The 23,391-nt window shown below is 61.6% G+C and carries 14 protein-coding genes and 1 tRNA gene; 11 read left to right on the top strand and 4 right to left on the bottom strand.

The features are described 5' to 3' along the window. The first annotated feature begins 116 nt into the window (after window positions 1-116). A complete protein-coding gene (locus tag QZ822_RS04975; RefSeq protein WP_294643055.1) occupies window positions 117-1,484 on the top strand; it encodes a hypothetical protein in 1,368 nt (455 codons plus the stop codon). A gap of 318 nt (window positions 1,485-1,802) precedes the next feature. Here QZ822_RS04975 and hrpA read toward each other — a convergent pair whose 3' ends face one another. Beyond that, complete coding sequence (gene hrpA, locus QZ822_RS04970; RefSeq protein ID WP_294643054.1) at window positions 1,803-6,335, bottom strand: ATP-dependent RNA helicase HrpA; 4,533 nt, start codon at window positions 6,333-6,335, stop codon at window positions 1,803-1,805. A gap of 285 nt (window positions 6,336-6,620) precedes the next feature. Between hrpA and QZ822_RS04965 the strand changes: the two genes are divergently transcribed. After that, window positions 6,621-7,082 carry a helix-turn-helix domain-containing protein gene (locus QZ822_RS04965; protein ID WP_005506503.1) on the top strand — a complete coding sequence of 154 codons (462 nt, stop codon included), beginning with the start codon at window positions 6,621-6,623 and terminating at the stop codon, window positions 7,080-7,082. Window positions 7,083-7,169: 87 nt separating this feature from the next. Here the strand turns inward: QZ822_RS04965 and QZ822_RS04960 are convergent, their stop codons facing one another. From QZ822_RS04960 to QZ822_RS04950, 3 genes are all read right to left on the bottom strand, one after another. Next, complete coding sequence (locus QZ822_RS04960) at window positions 7,170-8,405, bottom strand: alpha/beta hydrolase (protein WP_294643052.1); 1,236 nt, start codon at window positions 8,403-8,405, stop codon at window positions 7,170-7,172. 14 nt (window positions 8,406-8,419) lie between these two features. Continuing rightward, window positions 8,420-9,367: an NADP-dependent oxidoreductase gene (locus QZ822_RS04955; protein WP_294643050.1), complete on the bottom strand. Its 948-nt coding sequence runs from the start codon at window positions 9,365-9,367 to the stop codon at window positions 8,420-8,422. Between the two features lie 250 nt (window positions 9,368-9,617). Beyond that, window positions 9,618-9,691 (bottom strand) — tRNA-Arg (locus QZ822_RS04950). 74 nt (window positions 9,692-9,765) lie between these two features. On the opposite strand from QZ822_RS04950, the gene argS reads away from it, so the two are divergent. The 9 genes from argS to QZ822_RS04905 all read left to right on the top strand — a co-directional run bounded on the left by argS (window position 9,766) and on the right by QZ822_RS04905 (window position 23,351). Further along, a complete protein-coding gene (gene argS / locus QZ822_RS04945) occupies window positions 9,766-11,430 on the top strand; it encodes an arginine--tRNA ligase (RefSeq protein ID WP_294643047.1) in 1,665 nt (554 codons plus the stop codon). 83 nt (window positions 11,431-11,513) lie between these two features. Continuing rightward, window positions 11,514-13,034 (top strand): diaminopimelate decarboxylase, encoded by a 1,521-nt coding sequence (gene lysA / locus QZ822_RS04940; RefSeq protein WP_294643045.1) that lies wholly within the window; start codon window positions 11,514-11,516, stop codon window positions 13,032-13,034. A 302-nt stretch (window positions 13,035-13,336) separates the two neighbouring features. Beyond that, window positions 13,337-14,626, top strand: a complete 1,290-nt coding sequence (locus QZ822_RS04935; protein ID WP_294643043.1) for a homoserine dehydrogenase — start codon at window positions 13,337-13,339, stop codon at window positions 14,624-14,626. A gap of 167 nt (window positions 14,627-14,793) precedes the next feature. Continuing rightward, window positions 14,794-15,894 carry a threonine synthase gene (thrC, locus tag QZ822_RS04930; protein WP_044150573.1) on the top strand — a complete coding sequence of 367 codons (1,101 nt, stop codon included), beginning with the start codon at window positions 14,794-14,796 and terminating at the stop codon, window positions 15,892-15,894. 123 nt (window positions 15,895-16,017) lie between these two features. Beyond that, entirely contained in the window at window positions 16,018-16,986 is a 969-nt protein-coding gene (gene thrB, locus QZ822_RS04925; protein ID WP_294643041.1) for a homoserine kinase, read from the top strand. A gap of 514 nt (window positions 16,987-17,500) precedes the next feature. After that, on the top strand, window positions 17,501-19,699 hold the full coding sequence (rho, locus tag QZ822_RS04920; protein WP_294643039.1) for a transcription termination factor Rho: 2,199 nt from the start codon (window positions 17,501-17,503) through the stop codon (window positions 19,697-19,699). Between the two features lie 143 nt (window positions 19,700-19,842). Further along, window positions 19,843-20,925: a peptide chain release factor 1 gene (prfA, locus tag QZ822_RS04915; RefSeq protein WP_049337341.1), complete on the top strand. Its 1,083-nt coding sequence runs from the start codon at window positions 19,843-19,845 to the stop codon at window positions 20,923-20,925. 136 nt (window positions 20,926-21,061) lie between these two features. Then, window positions 21,062-21,964 (top strand): peptide chain release factor N(5)-glutamine methyltransferase, encoded by a 903-nt coding sequence (gene prmC / locus QZ822_RS04910; protein ID WP_294643037.1) that lies wholly within the window; start codon window positions 21,062-21,064, stop codon window positions 21,962-21,964. Window positions 21,965-22,133: 169 nt separating this feature from the next. Further along, window positions 22,134-23,351, top strand: a complete 1,218-nt coding sequence (locus QZ822_RS04905) for an L-threonylcarbamoyladenylate synthase (protein WP_294643036.1) — start codon at window positions 22,134-22,136, stop codon at window positions 23,349-23,351. Window positions 23,352-23,391: the final 40 nt, after the last annotated feature.

The raw sequence follows: 23,391 nt of genomic DNA, 5'->3' as shown, positions 1-23,391 counted from the left end.
GGGTATTCTTTTCCTCGGCGTTGATTTTCTTTCCACAGCAAGCAAATCGAGGCTCGCCTGGTTTCAAATAAAGTCGCGCCGCAAACACATCACCCCACCTGAATAAAGGGCATACCATGTCTACTTCCCTGACCCGCCGCAAGCTCGTCGCTGGCGCAGCCTGGGCGGCACCGGTCGTCGCAGCCTCGGCAACCATCCCCTCCTACGCGGCATCCGTCGCCGCCACCAACGACTGCATCCTGGCGGCAAACCCGGCGTACAGCATCTCCGGCACCGACGAAGGCGCCAAGACCGTGCAGAGCTTCGCCGTCCCCAACAACGTCTATAAGCTCCGCTTCGAGCTGGTCGGCGGCGCGGGCGGCACCAACAACCGCATGACCCCCGCCGGCTCCGGCGCGAAGGTCACCGGCATCATCCCCGTCACCCCCGGCTCCACCGTGCAGATCGTGGCTGCCGCAGGCGGCATCGGCGACGGTTCCCTCACCCCCACCGCCGGTGGTGAAGGCTACGGCAACGGCGGCTCCGTACCCGCCTACACCATCCCCGCCAACGTCACCGCGCAGGTCGACGCAAAGTACGCTGACCCGGCAAACTCCAAGAGCCAGGTCTACGCCGCATCCGGTGGCGGATCCTCGGCACTGCTCGTTGACGGCACCGTGGTAGCGGTTGCAGGCGGCGGTGGTGGCGCGGGTATGACCAGCTCCGGCGTGTCCTACGCGGACCCCTGGTACTCCAACCTCGACGGCCAGATTGACGCAGGCGTGGCGGCCCTCGGCTCGGATGCATCCCCGCAGTTCGACGCGGCGGGTAGCGCCTCCGCAGTGGCAGGCTCCAACGGTACCCCCGGCTACGAAATCTACAAGGCTGAACGCTCCAAGGTGCTGACCTACAACTCCGGTTCCGGCGGCGCAGCGGGCGTAGGCGGTGCAGGCGGCGCGGCAGGCACCCTGCCGGCAAGCGGCCCCATCATCGGTTTCGAGACCACCAACAACCAGGTACTGTTCAGCCAGTTCACGGCCGGCAACGCAGGCACGAGCGGCTTCGCGGGCAACGGCGGCGACGGCGCGGGCGCGTACTCCTACCAGCTCGACGAGAACCCCGCCAGCGTGCACGAGAAGGGCACCTACGAGGACCGCAGCTGGGACTTGGACGTCTACACCGACGAGGGCGCGTATGCGCAGAACTTCAACGGCTACCAGTCCGTGGTTTCCGGCGGCGGTGGCGCGGGCTACGGCGGCGGCGGTTCCGGTGCGGCGCAGTCTGTCTCCTCGATTGTGCTGACTCAGAAGTGGCTGAACAGCCCGACCGGTGTGCGTCAGGGCCTCGGCTACACGATGCAGGGCGGCGCTGGTGGCGCGGGCGGCTCGTACATTGCACCGTCCGTGACTGATGGCTCCATCGTTTCGGCTGAGAACGCGCCGCAGTGGATGCGCGAGCGCGGTAACGGTTCGGTGACGGTGACTTTCTGTGAGGCGGCTGCCTAACCGTCCTGGTTGCTCTTGCCAATTCGCGGATGGAGGCGGCTATGCCTTCCGGGCGCGGCGGGTGCCCCTGCAGGAGCGGAGGAAGTGCATGCTTGCCGACCCGCCGGGCACCGAAAACCACAGAGATGAAAGAGCCCCCACACGAGGTGATCGTGTGGGGGCTCTTTGCTGTTCACAGCGCAAGCTGAGGCGGGAACCTACCGCGGACAGGCGGTGTCGTCCGTAGCGACATCAGGGTGCCCGAGCTCTGCGAGGGCGGGTGCCCCTGTAGGAGCGAGGACGAGCACCGCTATCCGCAACTAAACCGTATTCCCGGAATTAACGCTTGATGGCGTCCAGCGCCTCACGCTGAGCCTTCGCAATGCGCTTCTCAGACACCGTGTAGGCGGTACCAAGCTCCTGGGCGAAGAAGCTGACGCGCAGCTCCTCAATCATCCAGTTCACGCGGCGGAGCGCATCCGGCACGATGGTGCCTGCCGGTAGCGACTTGACCGCGTTATCGTAGGAATCTTCCAGATCCTGCACGGTGAGCATGAGTTGGTTGTCGCGGTGCAGGTTCGGTCCGAGCTTCGTCAGGCGCACCTGGGCGGCCTTGAGGTAGCGGGGGATGTGAACCAGCTGGTCGTAGCCGGTTTTCGCTACGAATCCGGGGTAGACGAGGTTCTCCATCTGTGCCTTCACGTCGGAGACGGCGTGCATGGTCGTCAGCGAGGTTGCCTTTTTGATTGCCTTCTTCAGCGCGGTGGCTTCGGAGAGGATTTCGGCGACGAGCTTGGTGACGTCGAAGACCGTCTCGATGAGTTCGGCACGCACGTGCTCGTAGAGTTCGCTGTATTCGGTGTGAGTGAAGATGGGGGTGTGCGGCACGAGGTGGTCGAGTGCCGCGACGGTGCAGTCGCGGATGAGTTCGTCGATGGAGCCGTGCGGGTTCTGCGTGAAGACGATTTTCTCCTTGTGGGAGAGGTGTTCGCTCACGTAGCGTACGGGCGAGGGCACCTGCAGTTGGAGCAGGCGGATGATGCCGCGGCGCTGGGCGTGGAGCTGTTCGGCTTCGGTGGGGAAGATGCGCAGGCCTACGCTGGTTTCTTCGTCGACGAGGGCGGGGTAGCCGTTGACTGCCTGGGTGGCGATGATGCGCTGTACCTTGCGGGGGATTTCTCCGTTGGGGAAGAGGTCGGCGGGGAATTCGGTGAGGCCGCTGATTTCGCGTACCTGAGAGCCGTGTGCGTCGGTCGGCTGTGCCGTCTGGGTGGTGCCGCCCTGTGCGTTTTTCGCGCCATTCTTGGCGGAAGCCGCGGAGCTACCCGAGTTGCCCGAGCCGCCCTGGGCGAGCGCCACCATTTTTGCCATGGTGTCGTCGGATGCGCCGAGAGAGTCGGCGAGGGCGCTGCGGATTTCCTTGTGGAGCTGCTGTTGCAGGGCGCGCAGGTCCTTGCCTTCGCCGAGGATTTTGTTGCGTGCGTTGCGCACCTGGAATCCCATTTTCAGGTGTTCGGGCACGGCGTCCCAGTTGAAGGCTTCGGGCTCGACAACGACGCCGCGCAGGCGGCGTAGTACGAGTGCGAGGGAGGGGATGAGTTCGTCGGTGGCGGGGGAGTAGTCCTCTTCCAGGGCGGCGCAGGCGGCGCGTGCTACGTCGGGTGCGGGCACGAAGTTGCGTCGAATCGCCTTGGGGAGCGATTTGATGAGTGCGGTGACGAGTTCGTGGCGCAGGCCGGGGATTTGCCAGCGGAACGGTTCGGGGCTCAGCTGGTTGAGGAAGAGGATGGGTACCTGGACTGCTACGCCGTCGCGCTTGGCGGCGTCGGTGCGGGCGCCTCCGATGCCGGCGGTGGGGGCGTATTCGTAGCGCAGGTCGAGGGTCAGTTCGCCGCTGTCGGTGCGCTGCACCCACTGGCGGGGGAACTGGGAGTCGTCGTAGTCGGCGGCTTCCTCGTTGATGAGCTTTTCGGGGTTGAAGTCCAGGTAGTTGTCGTCTTCGAGACGTGCCTGCTTCCACCACTTGTCGAAGGCGCGCACGTCGGTGACGTGGGCGGGGATGCGTGCGTCGTAGAAGGCGAAGAGTACGGAGTCGTCTACGCGCAGGTCGCGGCGGCGTAGGCGTGCTTCGAGTTCTTCGACTTCGGCGAGGGCGCGCTGGTTGCGCAGGTAGAACTTGTGCTGGGTGTGCCATTGGCCTTCGACGAGGGCGGACTGGATGAACAGTTCGCGGGCTGCGGCGGCGTCTACGCGGGCGTACTGTACGGGGCGGTCGGCGTAGATGGTCAGGCCGAAGAGGGTGCCCTTGGCGTAGGCGACTGCCGCGCCGGAGCTGAGGGACCAGTGCGGTTCGGAGTATTGCACGCTGATGAGGTGCTTGCCGATTTCTTCGATCCACTGCGGGTCGATGGAGGCGTTGGTGCGCGCCCACAGGCGGGAGGTTTCGACGAGTTCGGCGGAGAGCACCCAGTCGGGGCTCTTTTTGAACAGGCCGGAGCCGGGGAAGATCGCGAACTTGGTGCCGCGTGCGCCGAGGTATTCGCGGGGGCCGCGGTTGCGTCCCTTGGAGTCCTTTTCGCGTTCTTCTTTAACGCCTACGTGCGAGAGCAGGCCGGAGAGCAGGCTCTTGTGGATGTCGATTTCGTGGGCGGAGGCGTTGATGTCCCTGCCGCCGCTGGCGTGAATGTTGGCGGTGCGTCCCATTTCGCGCAGCTGCGCGAAGAGGTCCTGCCATTCGCGGATGCGCAGGTAGTTGATGTATTCGCGGTGGCACATTTTGCGTAGCTGCGAGGAGGACAGCGCCGCCTGCTGCTCGTTGATGTAGTCCCAGAGCAGCAGGAAGGAGGAGAAGTCGGAGGTGTCGTCGACGAAGCGGGCGTGCATGGCGTCTGCTTCGGCGCGCACGTCGGCGGGGCGTTCGCGCGGGTCCTGGATGGTCAGGGCGGCGGCGAGCACCATCATTTCCTTGGCGCAGTTGCGGCGGCCGCCTTCGATGATTATGCGGGCGAGGCGCGGGTCCACGGGGAATGCCGCCATGGCTCGGCCGATGGCGGTGAGGGTTGCGCTATTGCCGCGGCCCTTGCGGGGCTGGCGGGGGCGTTCGGTGAGCGCGCCGAGTTCGCGTAGCAGGTTCACGCCGTCGTTGATAGCGCGGGATGCGGGCGGCTGCACGAACGGGAAGCGGGAGATGTCGCCGGGTTCGCGGACCACGCCGATTGCAATCATCTGCAGGATGACGGCTGCGAGGTTGGTGCGCAGAATTTCGGGGTCGGTGAACTCGGGGCGTGAGTTGAAGTCTTCCTCGGAGTAGAGGCGGATGGCGATGCCGTCGCTGACGCGGCCGCATCGGCCCGAACGCTGGTTGGCGCTGGCCTGCGAGATGCGTTCGATGGGCAGACGCTGAACCTTGGTGCGCGCGGAGTAGCGCGAGATGCGGGCGGTGCCGGTGTCGATGACGTACTTGATGCCGGGCACGGTCAGCGAGGTTTCGGCAACGTTCGTGGCAAGCACGATGCGCGGGCGAGATCCGGGGGAGAACACGCGGTGCTGCTCTGCGAGCGAGAGGCGCGCGTACAGGGGCAGCACTTCGTAGTTCAGGCGCGGCGACTTGAGAACCATTGCCTCAATGGCGTCCTTGGCGTCGCGGATTTCGCGTTCGCCGGAGAAGAAGATAAGGATGTCGCCGGGCGCTTCCTTGGAGAGTTCCTTGATGGCTTCGAGAATGCCGTCGGTGGGGTCGTGGTCGTCTTCGATTTCGTCGTCGCTGAGGTAGTCTTCCTCGTCGAGCGGGCGGTAACGGATTTCCACGGGGTAGGTTCGGCCGGACACCTCAATGATGGGCGGCGCGTCGTCGGGCAGGATCGCTTCGGCGATTTTGCGTTCTTCGGCGCTGAGGCTTTCGTCGACGATGCCCTTGCCCGGCACGTAGCTGGGGGAGAAGTGGCGCGCGAAACGCTCCGGGTCGATGGTCGCGGAGGTGATAATGACCTTCAGATCCGGGCGCTGCGGCAGGATGCGCTTGAGGTAGCCGAGGATGAAGTCAATGTTCAGGCTGCGTTCGTGCGCTTCGTCAATGATGAGGGTGGAGTAGCGGCGCAGCAGCTTGTCGTTCTGGATCTCGGCGAGCAGAATGCCGTCGGTCATGAGCTTGATAGCGCTGTGTTCGCCCACTTCGGAGGTGAATCGCACCTGGTAGCCGACGGTTTCGCCGATTTTCTGGCCGAGTTCTTCGGCGATGCGTTCGGCGACGGAGCGTGCGGCGAGGCGGCGCGGCTGGGTGTGGCCGATGAGGCCCTTCTCCCCCAGGCCCAGGTCGAGACACATTTTGGGGATCTGGGTGGTCTTACCGGAGCCGGTTTCACCCGCGATGATGACGACCTGGTTGTCGCGGATCGCGTTCATGATGTCTTCGCGGCGTTCGCTGACGGGTAGCTCTTCGGGGTAGGTGATGACCTCGGGGATGAGCGGTTCGTAGCGGCGCGGTGCCGGGCGGTTCTGCTGGTTGCTCTTGTTGTCGCCCTGCTGGTTACCCTGCAGGTTGCCCTGCTTGCGGGCGCGGTTGTTGGCGCCTGCGCGTCGGTTGGAGCGGGAGACGTTGGAGTTGCGTTCGGAGGCGCCGCGGGAGGAGTTCTTGCGGTCTGCGTTATTCTTCTGGGCGCTGTTCTTCTGTGCACCCTTCTTCGGGGCGCCGTTTTTTACCGCGTTGTTCTCAGTAGTTTTATCTGCGGTTTTGCCAGCGGCTTTTTCGCCGGTTTTTTCGGAGGATCGTACCTTTGCCGCATGGATTGCGGCGGCCATGCTCGCCATGGTGGGGGCGGTGCGGGGGGCCTTAGAAGTATCTGCGTGTTTCTTCGTGGATTTCTGCTCAGACATATCCTATCCAGTGTACTCGCCTTGCCCGCGGTGGGCTTGGGGTGTGCTTTGTTTGTCATATTTGGGTTTGTTCGTGGGAACCCCGGGGCGGACGGTGGTGGAATACCGACTCCAGGCATGCAGTTAATGTACAATAAATGACATCAAATGCTATCTAAAGAGTTAATAATTATTCATTTGAATTTTATGCACCGTAGATGCGAATTAACTGCGCTTCTTAACTTTCTTTCGATAGTTTCGTTCAACTGCTACAGTGGTGAATAACACAGTAACGAAGGAGTGACTATGCCATCACCAAAGACGTACCCGGCAACACGTGTTGCAGTGTTGGATTGCTGCGAAGACGGACAGCACGAAGAAATTCACCACCGCTGCGAAGAGCTCTTCCAAGCCCTCGTTCACGCGAGTCTGCGCACCCACTTCGACCGCCTCAGCGCCGAAGAAACCCTCTACCTGGTCACCGGCGACGGCGAGCGCGTACAGATTTCCCCCGAAATGTACGGACCCCTCACCTCCGTAGCGCGCGCATTCGCCGACCGTAAGGACGTCTGCGTGGTACGCCAGGACCGCCTCATGACCACGCAGGAGGCGGCAGACTACCTGGGCGTATCCCGCCCGACCGTTGTTCGCCTGCTGGAGCGCGGAGATATTCCGTTCGAGCGCATTAACACGCACCGTCGCGTTGCTTTTGATGACCTCGAACGCTACCGCCTTGAGCACGAATACGTGAACCGCCGCGTTCGCTAAACCCGCATCTGGTCGATTACTTTCTGATCAATCACTCGGGTCAGACAATACGGTTCAGACAGCGCGGTTCTAGAAAGCGCGGTTGAACTAAACAGTACGGTTGAAGAACTGCAGCATCTGCTGAACAATATCGGGGCTAAAACAGCGCGAATCCCCGTGTTCGGCATCCGGAACCAGCACCAAATCGGTAGGCACCTGTCGCGTGCGCAGCGCCTGATACACCCGCACCGATTGCTGGTACGGCACACACGAATCACTAATACCGTGCACGAGCATGAGGGCAGTGGCGCCGCCGCTCGCACCCTGTGCAGAGGCACTTTCGATCTTATTCACTCGTTTCTGGGGGCGTACCGCATCAATAGGATGCGCACGCTCCCAGTTCTTTTGGGCACGCTCGATGCAGACACCCGGAACCGCCCGCTCACCCTTGGAAGCGTCGATAGTAGACATGTCTGCGGGTACGGGGTGGGTGCTTCCCAGTAGCCGCCATTCGGCGCCGTCATCCTCGGGGTGGTCGAGAGCGTAGCCAGCCAGGGGACGGTCGGTGAAGATGGTCCTCAAGTCGCTGACCCCGTAAAACGAAGCCGCCGCCGCCACCTGCGAACTATGGGACGGGTAGGCGCTCGCCGCCCTGCCTTCAAAGTATTCGTCGTGCTCGGCGTGTTCGGGTGCGCTCGCAGGATCCCCACCGCTACCGTCACTGGCGGCGGAATCTCCCGTATGCGCAACCATCATGCTCAGGTGCCCGCCGGCGCTTCCGCCCGCTACCGCAATGCGCTGCGGATCAATACCGAATTCGTGCGCGTTGGCGCGGAAGAAACGCACGGCCTCCTTCACATCGTGCAGGGCGCCCGGGAAGAGCGCCTGATGCGAATATCGGTAGTTGATGGACGCGACCGCCCAGCCTGCCTGCTGAAAAGCGGCGCGCATGAGCGCCTGGGTATTGGGCTGCTCCCCGGTGGGGGTACGCAGGATAGTGTCGCGTAGGGCCTGGTTGGTGCCGAAGCGCCAGGCGCCACCGTGAATCCACACCAGCAGCGGCGCGGGGGAAGAAGGCTCGGTAGCTGAAGTTTCGGCAGTTGAAGAATCAGCAGCCGCGGGGAAGAAATCGTAGGCGAACGCCTCGCGAGTTACCGGCGACTGCGCGCCGTAGTCGGGTGGTGAGTGGGCATCGTGAAAGCCCGCCTCGCGGTAAAAACCGGAGCGGTACTCGGTGCTCTCAACGGTCGGCGTACCCTCAGTGGTCAGTGCACCCTCTACATTCGGCGTGCCCTTAGTGTCCATCGCGCCCTCAACGGTCGGCGTGCTCTCAGAAGTCTGCATGAATCAGCACCTCGTTAGGGAACCAGCACGATCTTGCCGCGGGTGCGACCCGTCGCCACCAGGGCATGAGCCTGCGCAGCCTGCGAAAAATCAAGCACCTGATCCACGTATACCTTCAACAGGCCCAAGGACATGAGGCGGGCAATCTCCTGCATCTGCGTGCGGTCCGGGTGAACCGTCAGCCACTGCGCCTCGAAGCCGCGCTCACGCGCAACATCCAGCGGGTCGGGGCTGGTCAGGGTGACAATGCGACCGCCGGGAACCAGCACCTCCAGCGAATCGAGGAAGGTCTGCTGACCGGTGGAATTGAGCACCACATCCATGGTCTGGCCCAGTACGGCGCGGAAATCCTCGGTGCGGTAATCGATGGGCTGGGCGCCCAGCGAGCGCACAAACTCGTGGTTCGCCGCGGAGGCGGTCGCAAAAACCTGAGCGCCAGCCTGCGCCGCCAGCTGAACGGCGAGGTGGCCGACGCCTCCGGCACCGGCGTGAATAAGCACGCGCTCGCCTTCCTTCAATCGCGCCACTTCGAAGAGCGCCTGGTATGCGGTCAGCGCCGCCAGGGGAGCGCCGCCCAATTGTGCGCAGGGAACATCGGCGGGTACCTTCACCAGCTGATGCGCCGGGGCGAGAACATACTCGGCGTACGCACCGGCGGGGGAGGGAAAAGAAACAAGACCAAATACGCCGTCGCCCACTTTAAAACCCGTGTAGTCGCCGGCGGTAGCAACCACGGTGCCGGCAACATCCCAGCCGGGCACGAAGGGCTTGTACGACGGGTCGGCAAGCTGAGCGGCGGGCCCCAGACCCTTGCGAGTGGTTAGGTCAATCGGGTTGACACCGGCGGCAACCGTCTTGATGAGCACGTGACCGCGCACCGGCGAGGGGATAGGCACGTTTGCTTCGTGCAGAACGCTTTCGTCGCCCCATTCGGTGAGCTGGATCTGGCGCATGGTGGTCATCGGGTTACCTCCGCTGTTGTGGCTTGAGCCGTGCTGATGTGACGGGTGTGCGCGTTTTCCCATTCTCTCAAGGCTGTTAGCGTTGCCACAACAGGTAGGCGGGTAGTGTCCACCCTCTGAGGTTGAAGAGGGTGCTGCCCGGCATAAGATGTTCAACAACCAGGCTTAGCCGTTAAATAAAAAGGAGCCGATACCCGAACAATACGCCTCGGATATCGGCTCCCGTGTTCCCTCTCGAATAAGAACATCGTGCCCCTGAAAGGATTCGAACCTTCGACCCCCAGTACCGGAAACTGGTGCTCTAATCCGCTGAGCTACAGAGGCAACCCACCTATGGTATCAGATAAGCGCTAGATGAAGGGTCAGGCACCTGCCAAGGCTTGCTAGAATAGTTTGTTATGACTCCTGAAGAACTCTCTGAAGCCATTGCGCTTGCCCTTGAAGAAACCATTTCCTCCGGCCAGCTGACCCTCGTGGAGGGCGCTGAACTGCCCGCCGTCCGAGTGGAGCGCCCCAAGTCCCGCGAACACGGCGACTGGGCAACCAACGTCGCTCTGCAGCTCGCCAAGAAGGTGGGCAAGAACCCGCGTGAGGCAGCAGCTCTTCTTGCTGAAAAGATTGGCGCCATCGCCGGTGTTGCATCCGTAGATATTGCTGGCCCCGGCTTCCTGAACATCACCCTGGACGCTGCAGCTGCTGGTGAGCTTGCCGCCACCATCGTTGAGGCTGGCGAAGCATACGGCCGCAGCGACAAGTTCGCCGGTAAGACCATTAACCTTGAGTTCGTCTCCGCGAACCCCACCGGCCCCATCCACCTGGGTGGCACCCGCTGGGCTGCCGTCGGTGATGCGCTCGCCCGCGTCCTTGAGGCTGAGGGCGCTAACGTGGTGCGTGAATACTACTTCAACGACCACGGCACCCAGATTGACCGTTTCGTGCGCTCCCTGATTGCCGCTGCCCGCGGTGAGGAGACCCCTGAGGACGGTTACGCTGGCGCATACATTGTTGACATTAAGGACCAGATTCTGGCTCAGCGCCCCGACGCGCTTGAAGCTGAGAACCCCGAAGAGATTTTCCGCGAAATCGGTACTCACCTGATGTTCGATCAGATTAAGGAGTCCCTGGCGGCATTCGGCACCCACTTCGACGTGTTCTTCCACGAGAACTCCGTGTTCGAAGGCGGCAAGGTGGACGCCCTGCTTGAGACTATGCGCGAGAACGGTCAGCTCTTCGAGGCTGACGGCGCATGGTGGATGCGCACCACCGACTACGGCGATGACAAGGACCGCGTGGTCATCAAGTCTGACGGCAACCACGCCTACGTGGCGGGCGATATCGCCTACTACCAGGACAAGATGACCCGCGCAGTAAACCCCGCCGACGTGGCGATCTACATGCTCGGTGCTGACCACAACGGCTACGTGGGCCGTCTGAAGGCTATCGCCCAGATTCTTGGCTACCGCGCCGACCAGATTGAGGTCATGATCGGTCAGCTGGTGAACCTGGTCAAGGACGGCAAGCCCGTCCGCATGTCCAAGCGTGCCGGCACCGTGGTCACCCTCGAGGACCTGGTCGAGGCTGTGGGCGTTGACGCGGCTCGCTACGAGCTGACCCGCTACTCGGTGGACACCCCCATCGACATTGACCTGGGCCTGCTGACTTCCAAGAGCAACGAGAACCCGGTCTACTACGTGCAGTACGCTCACGCACGTACCGCCGCTGTGGCACGTAACGCCGCGGAGGCTGGTGTGAAGGTTGAGGACGGCGTGGACACCTCCCTGCTCGACTCGGCTGCTGACGGCGAGCTGCTGGCTGTACTCGGCCAGTTCCCCGCTGCTGTGCGTGATGCCGCGAAGTTCTACGAGCCGCACCGCGTGAACCGCTACCTGGAGCAGCTCGCTTCGGCGTACCACAGCTGGTACGGTGTCTCCCGCGTCGCCCCCAAGGCTGATGAAGAGGTCACCGACCTGCACCGTACCCGCTTGCTGCTGAACAACGCGGCGCAGCAGGTGCTGGCTAACGGCCTGAACCTGCTGGGTGTGAGCGCACCCGAGCGCATGTAATACTCTCGTTTCAACCCCCGACCCGGTGCTACCGGGGCGGGGGTTGAACGCATGCCCACAAAGATAGCTAAGAAAGAGATACGATGAGCGAAGCCCGCGCCCTCTACGCCCCCGAATGGCTCACCTACCCCGAGCACCCCGAGGCACTGTCCCGCACCATCTGGACGGATTCCTTCACCCGCAATGAGCAGGGCGAGCTCTGCATTGATGGCGTGACCGTCAGCGACCTGGTTGCTGAGCACGAAACCCCGCAGTACGTCTTCTCCGAGACGACCTTCCGCGCCCGCGCCCGCGCCTACCGCACCGCTTTTGAGCAGGCTTTCGCCGCGCACGGTGCGAAGGTGAGTGTTTACTACGCCGGTAAGTCCTTCCTATCCACCGCTGTGGCGCGCTGGGCGACCGAGGAGGGGCTGTGCCTGGATACCGCCTCCGGTGGTGAGTTGGCGTTGGCTCTGCGCGCGCAGGTGCCCGGTGCGAATATCGCCCTGCACGGTAACAACAAGTCGGAGGCTGAGATTGCCCGCGCAATCCGCAATGGCCTGGGTCGTGTGGTGGCTGACTCGGTGGATGAGCTCAAGCTCATTGAGCGCGTGTACGCCGAGCTTGCCGCCGAGCGTGTGGCTGAGGGCGAGGAGCCGTACGCGCCGGTTCCGGTGCTGATTCGCATCACCCCCGGCGTGCATGCCTCGACCCACGAGTCCATTGCGACCGCGCACGAGGATCAGAAGTTCGGCATGTCCCTGCAGCCCGGCACCGCCGCGCTTGCTGGTCTGGATGAAGAGGAGCTGGAGCACTGGGGTGTTGAGTCTACCGATTCTTACGCGGCTCTGGCTGCCGCGATTTTGAACGCGACCGATTCCCTGGATTTCCGCGGTATTCACTGCCATATTGGTTCGCAGATTTTTGAAGCGGAGGGCTTCGAGCAAGCGGCTACTACCGCTCTGGAGTTCATGAACCGCCTCAACCGTGACCTGGGTGTGACGCTGCCGGAGCTGGATTTGGGTGGCGGTTACGGCATCGGCTACACCGAGGCGGATCACCCCCGCTCCATTACCGAGGTGACCGAGTCGATTGCCGCTTCCGTCGCGGCGACCTGCGAGCGCCTGGGCATGGCGATTCCGCACATGTCGTTCGAGCCGGGCCGTTCCATTTCTGGTCCTTCGGGTGCGACCCTGTACACGGTCGGCACCATTAAGAACGTGAGTATTGAGGACGAGAACGGCGAGATTCGCGTGCGCCGCTACGTTTCGGTGGACGGCGGTATGAGCGATAACGCCCGCCCGGTGCTGTACGAATCGGATTATTCGGTGACCCTGGCGAATCGCGCCCCGGCGGGGGAGCAGGTGCTCTCTCGCGTGGTGGGTAAGCACTGTGAGTCTGGCGATGTGGTGGTTCGTTACTGCTACCTGCCCGCTGACCTACAGGCTGGCGATATTCTGGCGGTTCCGGCGACCGGCGCGTACTGCTATGTGCTGGGTTCGAACTATAACTTCTTGACTCGCCCGCCGGTGATTGCCACTGCTGAGGGTAAGCCTTCTCGCGTGATGATTCGTCGTCAGCGCGAGGAGGATATGTTGGCGCTGGATATGGGTTCGGATATCTAAGAACCCTGTCTGACATCATGAAAAGCCGTGAAGTTCCCGTTTCTACAATGCGTGCCGTGAGGTGGCGGTTGCGGGCGGGGTCTTCACGGTTTTGCGCGTTCACAACATGACAGAAGATAAGGTTCACCTCATAACTGTGAGGGATACCTCATCTCAGAGAGTAAAAGTCGCACCTTGAGGCTGCTGAGCCGTCCCCGCCTCTTGATAAAGTGGTTGTTGAGTGCGTGCTCTGCGCCGCATCCACGCCGTAGCCCGAAGAGATACCGGGGCGAACCCGGAACAGACCGTAGAAAGAGACTATCGTGGCTGAAAAGATCAAAGTAGCACTGCTTGGTGCCGGTAATGTCGGTTCCCAGGCTGCTCGCATCCTGGTCGAGGATAACGCCGTCCTTGAAAAGCGCATTGGCGCCCCCGTGGAGTTGATCGGTATTGCTGTGCGCGATACTAATGCATCCCGCCACTGGAATGCGGACCCCTCGCTGTACACCACTGACGCTGAATCCCTGATTGATGCGGCGGATGTGGTCATCGAGCTGACCGGCGGTATTGAGCCGGCTCGCACCCGCATTCTGCGTGCCCTGAAGGCGGGCAAGTCCGTGGTCTCCGGCAACAAGGCGCTGCTGGCTAAGCACGGTGTGGAGCTGCAGGCTGCCGCTGATGAGTCCGGTGCTCAGCTCTCTTACGAGGCTGCTGTTGCGGGTGCTATCCCGATTCTGCGCCCCCTGCGTGACTCCCTGGCTGGTGACCGTGTGACCCGCGTTCTGGGCATCATGAACGGTACCACCAACTACATTATTGATCAGATGGACACCACCGGCGCATCCTTCGCGGACGCACTGGCTGAGGCTCAGAAGCTCGGCTACGCGGAGGCTGACCCGACCGCTGACGTTGAGGGCCACGATGCCGCGTCGAAGGCTGCGATTGTTGCTTCGCTGGCGTTCCACTCTGACTTCACCATCGATGATGTGCACACTGAGGGCATTACCTCCATCACCGCTGATGATGTTGCTGCCGCGGATGCTGATGGTTACGTCATCAAGCTGCTGGCTATTTGCGAGCGTGAGGGTGCGGACGGCGCGAACATTCGCGTGAACCCGACCCTGATTCCGCGTCAGCACCCGCTGGCTGGTGTGCACGGTGCGTTCAACGCTGTGTTCGTTGAGGCGGAGAACGCTGGCGAGCTGATGTTCTACGGTCCCGGTGCGGGTGGCGCTCCGACTGCTTCGGCTGTTCTGGGTGACTTCGTGTCCCTTGCTCGTCGTCTGGTGCTGGGTGGCCCCGGTGTTCCGGAGACTTCTCACGCTCAGTTGCACGCAACTAGCCTGGACAACGTGATTTCTCGCTACTCGGTGGGTGTTCTGGTGGAGGACCGTCTGGGCGTTCTGGCGAATATTACCCGCATCCTGACTGAGCACGGTATCTCTATTGATTCTCTGCGTCAGTCCGCCCCGAAGGAGGGTGCGGCTCAGATTCGTATGGTCACCCATTCGGCGAAGGATTCCGATTTGCGCCGTGCGATTGCTGTGATTGACGCTCTGGACACTGTGCGTGAGGTGAACTCGGTCATCCGCGTGGAGTCTGAGAAGCACTAAGCGCTGAGAATTACTGGGCGCGAAAGCGTCGTGCGGCACGCGCCGCTTACTAAACGTGCGATGCTCGCGTGTAGAAGCATCGCTCACGAACGAACCCGCGTCCCCGCTACCGCGTCGAACCTATGGAAGGTCCGGCGGGCGGGGCGCCAAGATTGAAGGAGAAGCCAATGGCACACGTGTGGCAGGGCGTTATCAATGAGTACCGTGACCGTCTGCCTTTCGCGGACGATGTGAAGGCAGTGACCCTGGGTGAGGGTGGTACCCCGCTGATTCACGCGCCGGCACTGTCTGCTGAGACCGGTAACACCGTTTACCTGAAGTTTGAGGGTATGAACCCGACCGGTTCGTTCAAGGACCGCGGTATGACCAGCGCGATGACCGCCGCTAAGCGTGACGGCGCGAAGGCTGTTGTGTGTGCTTCGACCGGTAACACGTCCGCTTCGGCTGCTGCGTACGCTCTGCAGGCTGGTATGCGCTGTGCAGTGCTGGTTCCGGACGGCAAGATTTCCATGGGTAAGCTGTCTCAGGCGATTGCTCACGGTGCTGACATCATTCAGATTGACGGCAACTTCGATAACTGCCTGGAGATTGCTCGCAAGCTCAGCGAGAACTACCCGGTGTTCCTGGTGAACTCGGTCAACCCTTACCGCATTGAGGGCCAGAAGACCGGTTCGTTTGAGGTTGTTGACACCCTGGGGGATGCTCCCGATTACCACCTGCTGCCGGTTGGCAACGCGGGTAACATCACCGCGTACTGGAAGGGCTACAAGGAGTACTCGGAGCCTTACACCAACCGTGACGGTAAGGTTCTGGAGCCGGTTGCGACCAAGCGTCCGATCATGTGGGGTTTCCAGGCTGCTGGTGCTGCACCGATCGTTGCGGGTCACCCGATTGAGGCTCCTGAGACCATTGCGACCGCGATTCGTATCGGTAACCCCGCGTCGTGGGAGAAGGCTGAAGCTGCTCGTGACGAGTCTGGCGGCGTGATTGAGGCTGTCACCGATGAGGAGATTCTGGAGGCGCACCGCTGGCTGTCTGCCCGCGAGGGCGTCTTCGTGGAGCCGGCTTCGGCTGCTGGCGTTGCGGGTCTGCTGAAGAAGCACCGCGCAGGTGAAGCTCCCGAGGGTAAGACCATCGTGATTACCGTGACCGGTCACGGTCTGAAGGACCCGCAGTGGGCTCTTGAGGCTGTTAACGGTGTGAAGGTTGAGCCGACTAAGGCTCCTTTCGACGTGGTTGCTGTGGCAGATATTCTTGATTTGAACTAGTCTGTTCATACTACGATGTGCACTCCGTCCCGTGTTTGCGGGGCGGGGTGCACCTGCATGACAGCCCCTTTTTGTATCTTTCACCTATTCACTCATTACGTCACCGATCGCGAGGTTCTTCTCATGTCTTCCCTGCATATTTCTGATATTCCGGTGGGCGCGTCCGTTAAGGTTCGCGTTCCCGCTACGAGCGCTAACCTGGGTCCCGGCTATGACAGCATGGGTTTGGGTCTTGGCTTCTATGATGAGCTGGTTGTTGAGCGTATTGAGTCCGGTCTGGAGTTTGAGCTCAGCGGTGAGGGTAGCGCGGATGTTCCTCGCGATGAGAGCCACCTGGTGTTGCAGGCGATGAAGGCTGGTTTTGCGGCGGCTGGTTTGGATGAGCTGCCGCCGGTGAAGCTGATTGCTGATAATAAGATTCCGCATTCTCGCGGTATGGGTTCTTCGGCGTCGGCTATTGTGGCGGGTGTGGCTGCGGCGAGCGGTCTGCTGCCGGAAGAGCACCGTCTGAGCCGTGAGCAGATGCTGCAGGTCGCCTCCGATATGGAGGGCCACCCGGATAACGTGGCTCCGGCGATTTACGGCAACCTGTCGGTGTCCTGGGGCGAGATGGGTAACTGGAAGTCCCTGATTATTCCGGTGCATCCTGACGTTCACCCCGTGGTGGCTGTGCCCGATTATGAGGTGTCGACGAAGCTTGCTCGTTCGCTGATTCCTGCGCAGATGCCCCACGGTGAGGCGGTGGCGAACTCCGCTCGTGCGGCGCTGCTGGTGCGCACTCTCTCTGATGCTCCCGAGTACCTGATGGATGCGACCGTGGATTACCTGCATCAGGGTTACCGCGTGACCGCGATGGAGCCGTCGGCTGCGCTGGTGGCGTACCTGCGCGGTCAGGGTTTTGCGGCGGTGATTTCTGGTGCTGGCCCGACCGTTTTGACCTTTGCGCACGGCGATGAGCAGGTGCGACAGGTTCAGGAAGCGATTGCCGAGTTTGAGGCGACCCATCCGTGCAGCGCTATTGTGGATCGCCGCCTGAACTGGCGGGTTCTTCCCCTTGAAATTGATACTGAAGGTGTTATAGTTACTCAGTAGGACGTTATTAGTTCGTCCTACGTTGAGGTTCGCCCGTCGTTCAATGTAGACCGTCGATACTATCCTTCGTAACGTATTTCCGTTTCCCCTAATACCTCAGATGCTTTTGTATCTGGGCGGGAACCGGCAAGGTTCGGAGGAGTGCCTTTAGGATTCATGTCTTTCTTTATTTCTGACGCATAGGGGAAGACTTTTCTTAGAGGTTCGGTTTCGCGGCGGGTGCCCTTTCAAAGTGACCAATCCATCCTCTTCATCTTGCGTAGATGGTTTGTATAGATGATGGTTTGGGCTTGCCCACATTTGTGATAGAGCGCCTTATCTTCCGTGTGTGCTCGCTGTGTCTGAATCAGCGTGTACGGTAAGAGACGCGAATCGCCTCCAGTGCGGTTCGAGGGAGTCGAAGGTGCAGACTGCTGTTTTCTTTCGGCAGTGTCTAAACCTTTGACCGCGCTATAGCGCCCGCCCGATCTTTATTCTGAAGATTTTTCAGGGCTTATAACCAAAGGAATTGTAGTTGGCAAAGAATATTGTTGTCACCGATGAGTACGGTACGGCAGCTGCCGCACCGGAACTTGCAAACTTGAAGGTCGCGCAGCTGCGTGTCCTCGCCCAGCAGCTTGGTATCCGCGGCTATCTGAAGTTGAAGAAGGCTGAGCTGGTTCAGGCTCTTGAGGAGCATCAGCGTGGTGGCGCCGTAGCCGCTCCTGCTGCGCCCAAGTCTGAAAAGCCTAAGTCTGAAGCATCTAAGTCTGAAGCGCCCGCTGAGGCTGCTGAAGCCTCCGCTGAGGGCGCTGAGAAGACTGAAGAGTCTAAGCCTCGCCGTACTCGCCGCACTCACGCCCAGAAGGACACTGAGGCAAAGGCAGAGAAGACTGCTGCGAAGGCTGAGAAGACCGAAGCTGAGGTTGCTGAAGCCCCGGCTGAGGGCGCTGAGAAGGCTGAAAAGTCTGAGAAGCGTACCCGCTCTTCCCGTTACGAGACTCCCGCTCAGAAGCGTGCGCGCGCTCGCCGTGCCGCTGAGGGTGAGGACGCATCGGCTGAGAAGTCCGAGAAGACTGAGCAGACCGAGAAACCGGAGAAGCGTACCCGCCGCACCCGCACCCGTAAGGATGAGAAGCCCGTTGAGCTTCCTCCGCTGGATGTGCGCGCTGAGCTGGCTGCTGAGCGTATTGGCGAGCGTTCGGAGCAGATTGAACTGCCCGGTAACTCTGCTGAGCTGAAGGCTACTACCGCTGACGGCACCGCGAGCCTGGACAGCCTGAACGCTGCCCTGGACATGACTTTTGGCACCCCCGACGGTGAGAAGAGCTCGAAGCGTACCCGTACTCGTGAGCGTCGCCGCGATCAGGATGGTGAGCGTACTGAGCGCCGCACTAAGCGTGAGCGTCAGGCTGAGCGTGCAGAGCGCAGCACTGAGCGTAGTGAACGTGCCGAGCGTAAGGCTGCTGAGCGTGCAGAACGCGCAGAGCGTGCCGAGCGTACTGAGCGCCGTTCCAAGCGTGACCGCCAGGCTGAGCGTGCTGAGAAGCAGGCTCGCCGCCGCGAGGAGAACGAGCCTCGCCTGAGCGAAGACGATGTGCTGGCACCGATTTCGGGTGTTCTGGACATTCTCGATAACTACGCTTTCGTGCGTACCACCGGCTACCTGCCCGGCACCAACGACGTGTACGTCTCCCTGGCTCAGGTGAAGAAGTACAACCTGCGTAAGGGCGACCACGTGCTCGGCGCGATCCGTGTGCCGCGCGAGGGTGAGTCGAACAACCGCCAGCGTTTCAACGCGCTGGTTCAGGTTGAGGCGATTAACGGTCAGAGCGTTGAGGAAGCAGCGAACCGCCGCGTCTTCTCGAAGCTGACCCCGCTGTACCCCAAGGAGCGTCTGCGCCTGGAGACCACCCCGAAGAAGCTGGGCACCCGCGTGGTGGACCTGGTGTCCCCGATTGGTAAGGGTCAGCGTGGTCTGATTGTGTCCCCGCCGAAGGCGGGTAAGACCCTCATGCTGCAGTCCATTGCGAACGCGATTACCGTGAACAACCCGGACGTATACCTGATGATGGTCCTGGTGGATGAGCGTCCTGAAGAAGTGACCGACATGCAGCGCACCGTCAAGGGTGAGGTTATTGCCTCGACCTTCGACCGCCCCGCTGAGGATCACACCACTGTGGCTGAGCTGGCTATTGAGCGTGCGAAGCGTATGGTGGAGCTCGGCTACGATGTGGTCGTGCTGCTGGACTCCATGACCCGCCTGGGCCGCGCATACAACCTGGCGGCTCCCGCATCCGGTCGTATCCTGTCCGGTGGTGTGGATTCTGCCGCACTGTACCCGCCGAAGAAGTTCTTCGGTGCAGCCCGCAACATTGAAGAGGGCGGCTCGCTGACCATCCTGGCTACCGCCCTGGTTGAGACCGGCTCGAAGATGGATGAAGTGATCTTCGAAGAGTTCAAGGGCACCGGTAACATGGAGCTGCGCCTGTCCCGTCAGCTGGCGGATAAGCGTATCTTCCCGGCGGTTGATATTAACGCTTCTGGTACTCGCCGTGAGGAGAACCTGCTCTCCCCGGATGAGATCAAGATTATGTGGGGTCTGCGCCGTGCCCTGGCGGGTATGGAGCCTGAGCAGGCTCTGGGTGTTCTGACTAACCAGCTGCGTAAGACTGAAAGCAACGTGGAGTTCCTTCTGACGGTTCAGAAGAACGGTCTGCGTCTGGTCGACTAAGGCTCGTGTCTCACGCGCCCCACCTCCTGAATGTGGGTGGGGCGCGTGAGCCGTTCGTTTTGTGCATCCCCGTTGTGAGGGGTGTGAGATGTCTAGTGCCTGCCCGTGCGGCGTAAAGTGCGGGAGATGGAAGAGAGAACAGAATGTTTGAATCTATTCAGGTTCTGCTGGATGAGCACGCTGACCTGCAGAATCAGCTGGCCGACCCCGCTGTGCAGGCGAACCAGGGTAAGGCACGCCGTGTGGGCCGCCGTTACGCGGAGCTGACCGGTATTGTGACTGCGTACAACAAGTACACTTCGCTGAAGGATGACCTTGAGGCTGCTCGCGAGATGGCTGATGAGGATCCGGATTTCGCGGCAGAGATTCCCGGTCTGGAGGAGGAGCTGGAGGTTGCTCAGGAGAAGCTGCGCCGCCTGCTGATTCCGCGTGACCCGGATGATGGCCGTAACGTCATTCTTGAGGTGAAGGCTGGTGCCGGTGGTGACGAGGCGGCTCTGTTCGCTGGTGACCTGCTGCGCATGTACATGCGTTACGCCGAGAACAAGGGCTGGAAGACTGAGATTATTTCTTCGACCAGCACTGACGTTGGCGGCTACAAGGACGCCCAGATTGCTATTAAGGGCTCCTCGAATGAGCCTGCTGAGGGCGTGTGGGCGCACCTGAAGTATGAGGGTGGCGTGCACCGTGTGCAGCGTGTTCCGGCGACTGAGTCTCAGGGCCGTATCCACACTTCTGCCGCTGGTGTTCTGGTGTTCCCCGAGGTGGATGAGCCCGAGGAAATCGAGATTAACCAGAACGACCTGAAGATTGACGTGTACCGTTCTTCGGGCCCCGGTGGCCAGTCGGTGAACACCACTGACTCGGCGGTGCGTATTACTCACCTTCCGACCGGTATTGTGGTGGCGATGCAGAATGAGAAGTCTCAGCTGCAGAACCGTGAAGCTGCGATGCGCGTTCTGCGTGCGCGCCTGTTGGCTCACCAGCAGGAGCAGATTGACGCTGAGAACGCGGCACACCGTGCTTCGCAGGTGCGTACCATGGACCGTTCGGAGCGTATCCGTACGTACAACTTCCCGGAGAACCGCATTGCGGATCACCGTACCGGCTACAAGGCGTACAACCTGGATGCTGTGCTGAATGGTGACCTGGAGCCTGTGGTTCAGTCCGCTATTGAGATGGACGAGGCGCACCGCCTCGCTCAGGTGGGCCAGGAACAGAAGTAGTTTCTGTATATAGACTCTTGCCGATTCGCTGAATCGACGTGAGATGTTGGTGAGGGGCTCGCCGCTACGGCGGTGGAGCCCCTCAGCCATATGCTGTGACAGGTTTTGAGCCGTTGAGAGACGAAGAGGAGAGCTCATGAAGGTGAATGTGCACGACCCGCGCGGGGAAGAACTCGCGCAGGTACTCACGCGCGCCACCGCGGCACTGGCGCAGGTGCCCAGCCCCCGCGTCGATGCCGAGCTACTCGCCGCGCACCTGCTCTACGACGGCTCACGCTCGCGCCTCCAGCACGCCGCGTTGATGGGGGAACGGCTCACTCCCGACCAGGTCGCAGAGTACGAGGCACTGGTCGCCCGCCGCGCCAGCCGCGAACCGCTGCAACACATCACCGGCTCCGCTCCCTTCTACCGCCTAGAACTGGCAGTCGGGCCGGGCGTGTTCGTACCCCGCCCCGAGACCGAGCTACTCGTCGAAGAAGCCCTCAGGGTACTGGGTACTCGCACTGGGAAAGTCGCACCGCGCATCGTCGACCTGTGCACCGGCTCCGGGGCTATCGCCGCGGCAATCAAGAGCGAACTGCCGAACGCCCAGGTGTTCGCGGTGGAACTCTCCGAAGATGCCATCCCCTACACCCGTAAAAACCTGGAGCCGCTCGGCGTGCACCTGGTACAGGGGGACGCCCTCACCGCCCTGCCCGAGCTTACCGGAACCTTCGACGCGGTACTCTCGAACCCTCCGTACATTCCGCCGGCGAACGTACCCGCCGACCCGGAAGCCGCCCTGCACGACCCGGACATGGCGCTGTACGGCGGGGGAGAGGACGGCATGCAGATGCCCTCCGCAATTGCCGCCCGCGCCTTCGAGCTTCTTGCCCCCGGCGGTCTGTTCATCATGGAGCACGACGACACCCAGGAAGAAGCCGTCGCCAAGCTGCTAGCACGCGTCGGCTTCGAGCGCTGCTACCCGGTGCGTGACCTGAATAATCGTCCGCGTCATAGCGTCGGTTATAAACCGCGCCTACTAGAGCCTTTAGACTAGTAAATGCACCACCTAGCCCGTGCCGGGCTGCGTGAAGGCAACGCGTCCGCCCCAGTAACCAGCCCAGAGCCGGTGAAATACGGCGAACCCCCGGAAGAGCGCTTCCACATGGCGCGTTGTGGGTGCCGGTGTCTCGCCGCATCCAGAAAAACATGAGAGAATAAGACCCGTGACTGCAAAGCTGTACCCCGTAACGACTGAAACTGAGACCCGCGAGGCCATCGAGGCTGCCCGCGAGGCGCTGAAGGCGCACGACACGATTGTGATGCCCACCGATACCGTCTACGGTATTGCCGCCGATGCTTTCTCGCATCAGGGCGTTGCCAAGCTGCTGGCAGATAAGGGCCGCGACCGCACCATGCCGCCGCCCGTACTGATCTTTGATCTTGCTGCGCTCGCTGGCGTGGTCGACGACGTTCCGGACGATATTTACGACCTGGGTGGTCGCTTCTGGCCCGGCGCGCTGACTATTATTCTTCACGCGTACCCGTCGCTGAGCTGGGATTTGGGTGAGACCCGCGGTACCGTTGCCGTGCGTGTTCCCGATGATGAGTTCGCCCTGAAGCTGCTGACTGAGCACGGTCCGCTGGCGGTTTCGAGCGCGAATAAGACCGGTCAGGAAGCCGCACTGGATGCGCAGACCGCCATGGAGTCCCTGGGCGAGGACGTTGCCGTGATCATTGACGGTGGCGCTCGTCCTAAGCCGCTTGAGTCCGAGCCGAATGAGGATGGCGTGGTTGTGGTGACCGAGCGTGAGCCGGCACCGTCCACGATTCTGGATTGCACCTCCTTCCCCTACGTGGTGGTTCGTGAGGGCGCAATTTCGGTGGAGGAGCTGCGTGAGGTTGTTCCGTCGATTCTGACTCGTGCGGAGGCTGACGAGCAGGCGGCTCGTAAGGTTGAGGAAGCTGAGTCCGCTTCTTCCGCGTCGTCTGAGTCGGCTCCTTCTGAGCGTGCCCTGGATGATCAGGCTGATCTGGATGAGGCGTATGAGCAGTGGGACAGCACCCATACCGTGAGCGGTGAGCCTGCTCGTCGCGCTTCTGCACCGGCTGCTGGTTCTGTTGCGGCGTCCCTGCTGGGCGCTACTTCGGCTCTGTCTTCTGCTTTCAGCACCGGCGTGGATCAGGAGCGTTCGCGCGGCTACCGTGATAACACTCCGAAGCCGGTTCGTGCGGATGAGCCTCAGACCCACCCGGTGTCTGCTGATACTGCCCGTGCGCTGGTCTTTGGTGAGTCGAAGATTGAGACTGCCGCTAAGACCGCCCCCGCTCAGAGCGAGGCAAAGGCGGCAGAAGCTAAGGCAGAAGACGCTAAGACTGAAGCTGCTACGACCGAGGCTGAGGCAAAGACCGAGCAGAAGGACGCCCCGGAGGATCAGCTCTAAACCTCTGCGGGTTATAGAGCTTGGAACATAAAATCTCGGA

The sequence above is a fragment of the uncultured Rothia sp. genome, assembly GCF_916715725.1.
Taxonomy (GTDB): Bacteria; Actinomycetota; Actinomycetes; order Actinomycetales; family Micrococcaceae; genus Rothia.
The sequence above is the reverse complement of the archived record's forward strand: the minus strand, read 5'-3'. Positions and strand labels throughout refer to the sequence as shown.